The following is a 3,937-nucleotide window of genomic DNA, read 5'->3' as shown; positions in this document are numbered from 1 at the left end:
GGGGGGGGGGGGGGGGGGGGGACAGCCAAGGCCTTCATTGAAAATTGTGTGGTGGTGGGTGGGGCGAGGGACCGGGCCCGGGGGGGGGGGGGGGGGGGGTGGGGGGGGGGGGGGGGGGCGGGGGGGGGGGGGGGGGGGGGGGGGGCGGCCCCCCCCCCCCCCCCGCGGGGGGGGGGGGGGGGGGGGGGGGGGCCCCCCCCACGCTCTCCACCAGCGATGACCTTGCAGGCGAGCGGGGGCCCACCCCTCAATCCCCTCCCGCAAGCGGGAGGGGAAGCGCCCTTCGCGAAGCCCCGCAGCAGTTTGTCGCCGAGTCCCCCTCCCCTCTCCCCTCCCGCAAGCGGGAGGGGAACCTCAAGGGCGCCGGCATCCCCGACAACCGCATCGTCTTCTCGGAAAAATTCGCCTGCCCGGTCTCCGGCTTCACCATCCCGGAGATCGAGCCGCGCCTGTTCAGCTTCAACGCCCCCCAGGGCGCCTGCCCGGCGTGCGACGGCTTGGGCGAGAAGCTCGAGTTCGACGAAGACCTCGTCGTCCCCAACCACGACCTGTCGATCAAGAAGGGCGCGATCGTTCCCTGGGCCAAGTCCAACCCGCCCTCGCCTTATTACATGCAGGTGCTGGGCACCCTCGCCCGCGAATTCGGCTTCAGCCTCGATACGCCGTGGAAGGACCTGCCCGGCGAAGTGAAGCTCATCATCCTCCACGGCACCGGCGGCCGCCCCGTCACGCTCACCTTCATCGACGGCCGCAAGAGCTATGACGTCAAGAAGCCGTTCGAGGGCGTGATCGGCAATCTCAACCGCCGCATGCTGCAGACCGAAAGCGCCTGGATGCGCGAGGAGCTGGGTAAGTACCAGGCCAGCCACCCCTGCGAGGTGTGCGGCGGCGCCCGCCTCAAGCCCGAGGCGCTGGCGGTGAAGGTGGCGGGGCAGGACATCGCCCATGCCACCCGCCTCTCGGTGGTCGACGCGCTCGCCTTCTTCCAGTCGCTGCCCGAGACCTTCACGCCCCAGCAGCGCGAGATCGCCCGCGCGATCCTCAAGGAAATCGACGAGCGGCTCGGCTTCCTCAACAATGTCGGGCTCGACTATCTCAACCTCGATCGCACCTCGGGTACGCTGTCGGGCGGCGAGAGCCAGCGCATCCGCCTCGCCAGCCAGATCGGCAGCGGCCTGTCGGGCGTGCTCTATGTGCTCGACGAGCCGAGCATCGGCCTCCACCAGCGCGACAACGACATGCTGCTCGCCACCCTCAAGCGGCTGCGCGACCTGGGCAACACCGTGCTCGTCGTCGAGCATGACGAGGATGCGATCCGCACCGCCGATTATGTGATCGACATGGGGCCGGGCGCCGGCGTCCATGGCGGCCAGGTGGTGGCGCAGGGCACGCTCGCCGAGGTGCTCGCCACCGAAGGCAGCATCACCGCCGATTACCTGAACGGCACCCGCGAAGTCGCCGTGCCGGCCAAGCGCCGCAAGGGCAACGGCAAGAAGATCACCGTCCACAACGCCACCGCCAACAACCTCAAGGGCGTGACGGCCAGCATCCCGCTCGGCACCTTCACCTGCATCACCGGCGTCTCCGGCTCGGGCAAGTCCAGCTTCACGCTCGACACGCTCTACGCCGCCGCCGCGCGCCAGCTGAACGGCGCCCGCCTGCTCGCCGGCAAGCACGACCGGATCACCGGGCTGGAGCATTGCGACAAGGTGATCGACATCGACCAGTCGCCGATCGGCCGCACCCCGCGCAGCAACCCCGCCACCTATACCGGCGCCTTCACCAACATCCGCGACTGGTTCGCCGGCCTCCCCGAGGCGCAGGCGCGCGGCTACAAGCCCGGCCGGTTCAGCTTCAACGTCAAGGGCGGCCGGTGCGAGGCGTGCCAGGGCGACGGCGTGCTCAAGATCGAGATGCACTTCCTCCCCGACGTCTATGTCACCTGCGACGTGTGCCACGGCGCGCGCTACAATCGCGAAACGCTGGAGGTGAAGTTCAAGGGCAAGTCGATCGCCGACGTGCTCGACATGACGGTGGAAGACGCGGTCGAGTTCTTCAAGGCCGTCCCCCCGATCCGCGACAAGATGGCGATGCTCGCCGAAGTCGGCCTCGGCTATGTCAAGGTCGGCCAGCAGGCGACGACGCTGTCGGGCGGCGAGGCGCAGCGGGTAAAGCTCGCCAAGGAACTGGCGCGGCGGGCCACCGGCCAGACGCTGTATATTCTGGATGAACCCACCACCGGCCTGCACTTCGAGGATGTGCGCAAGCTATTGGAAGTGCTCCACGCGCTGGTCGAACAGGGCAATACGGTGGTGGTGATCGAGCACAATCTCGACGTCATCAAGACCGCCGACTGGATCCTCGACCTCGGTCCCGAAGGCGGGGTGAAGGGCGGCGAGATCGTCGCCGAAGGCACGCCGGAGCAGGTGGCGAAGGTGGCGGGGAGTTACACCGGGCGGTATCTGGCGCCGCTGCTTGAGCGGGGGAAGGCGAAGGCGGCGGCGGAGTGATCTTCATAAGCGTAGGGTTATTGTCGCAACGTGCGAATCAACCCCTAGACTCATTTACGCCATACTAGCAGTGGACCATGCACTGAAATGGGGTGACAGCTGAAGTGCCACCCCTTAGGGGGGCCGCCATGCGTGACCGCGACGTACGATTGGCGATTCGGTCTAAGTTAGATGCAGAACACGCCGGTGACGACGATACTATAATCGTTGAAGAAATGGGTGTGTGGTCGGGATCCGTTCGAGTAGATCTCGCGGTGATAAATGGCGAGCTAAGCGGATTTGAACTAAAAAGTGCAAAGGACACGCTTCTACGCCTACCTCAGCAGTCTTGCTTTTACGGCGAAGTATTTGATCGCCTAACCATCGTGACAGCCGAGAATCACCTTGCCGGCTGCTTAGAAATACTTCCGAAATGGTGGGGCGTAATGATTGCAGTGGAAAAGGCGAACGGCTCCGTACGCCTCCGTCGCCTCCGAAACGCCAAGAAGAATCCCTCGCAGAGCCCTTTACAACTCGCGCGCCTCCTTTGGAGGGATGAAGCTGTGGATATTCTTGAGCGCCATGATCTAGCGAAGGGCTTTCGCTCGAAGTCAGTTGACATTCTCCACCAACGTCTCGCCACAGAAATCAAATTAACAGCGTTGAAGGATGAGGTCCGCGCTTGCCTCAAAGCGCGGACCCAATGGCTGGGGCAGCGTCAAGGCAACTGAGAAATCACCATCTCCATGTGCACATTCGCCGCGATCTCTGCCCAACTTTGACGATTGCCGGGCCCTGTGGCTCCCAAATGAATCTGTGTTAGGCGTTGATCGCCCCAGCACCCCGGCACTTGGCCAAATTGCGGGTCAACGGAGTAGTGCGCTGCGTGGCTCCGATATTGTTGGGCCATAGGCAGGCCCTGCGCACCTTTGGTGGGACGGCCTTTTATTATGAGCCAGTGAGCGGGCCCAGTGTATCTAGCACTTACTGTAGCGCTCGCCATAGCTACTCCCGGCGGCTCTGTGAGATCCGGATGGCCCGCACAATAATCGGCGTAGCCCAACTCGAACGGAACCGCTGGCGTAACCAGGCGCCACAGTTCCCAATCGTATCTTGGAACGTCCGAGCGCCCCCGAGGCAACTCACCATGATCTTTTGGAGCTGCCGCCGCAGCCAAGACAACAGTACGATAAGGGGAAACCGCGCCAATATGCTGAGTCAGCGCTCCTGAGACGACTGGCGCTAGCAGGGCAACGGGCACCGCAGCGACGTGTCCCACATCGATCACTAAGTCGATCGAACCCGGCAGCCAACCATTAGCTTGGATCCAGCCGGCGACCTGCGGGAGTTCATTCAATGTCGTGCGAACGACTAGGTTCAGGACTCACTGATCAGAGCCAGAAGATGACGGTGGCAGCGAGTGCAATCGCCGAGAAGAAGACGGTCGG

General features: G+C 64.3%; 2 protein-coding genes and 1 pseudogene. 2 read left to right on the top strand and 1 reads right to left on the bottom strand.

Annotated elements, in window-relative coordinates; translation table 11 throughout:
* Positions 1-356 precede the first annotated feature (356 nt).
* Both uvrA and ACT53M_RS20065 read left to right on the top strand, forming a co-directional pair.
* Positions 357-2,510 (top strand): annotated as a pseudogene (uvrA, locus tag ACT53M_RS20070) (excinuclease ABC subunit UvrA); the annotation flags it as partial.
* A gap of 128 nt (positions 2,511-2,638) precedes the next feature.
* Positions 2,639-3,220, top strand: coding sequence for a sce7726 family protein (locus tag ACT53M_RS20065; RefSeq protein WP_476235688.1), 582 nt, complete (start codon positions 2,639-2,641; stop codon positions 3,218-3,220).
* Here ACT53M_RS20065 and ACT53M_RS20060 read toward each other — a convergent pair.
* Positions 3,208-3,870 carry a beta family protein gene (locus ACT53M_RS20060; protein ID WP_476235689.1) on the bottom strand — a complete coding sequence of 221 codons (663 nt, stop codon included), beginning with the start codon at positions 3,868-3,870 and terminating at the stop codon, positions 3,208-3,210. The genes ACT53M_RS20065 and ACT53M_RS20060 overlap by 13 nt on opposite strands.
* Positions 3,871-3,937: the final 67 nt, after the last annotated feature.

It is taken from the genome of Sphingomonas sp. DMC6 (assembly GCF_056314225.1).
The sequence above is the reverse complement of the archived record's forward strand: the minus strand, read 5'-3'. Positions and strand labels throughout refer to the sequence as shown.

Excerpts from the sequence above, each read along its gene's own strand:
- ACT53M_RS20065 (WP_476235688.1), top strand. The coding sequence starts at position 2,639 with ATGCGTGACCGCGACGTACGATTGGCGATTCGGTCTAAGTTAGATGCA.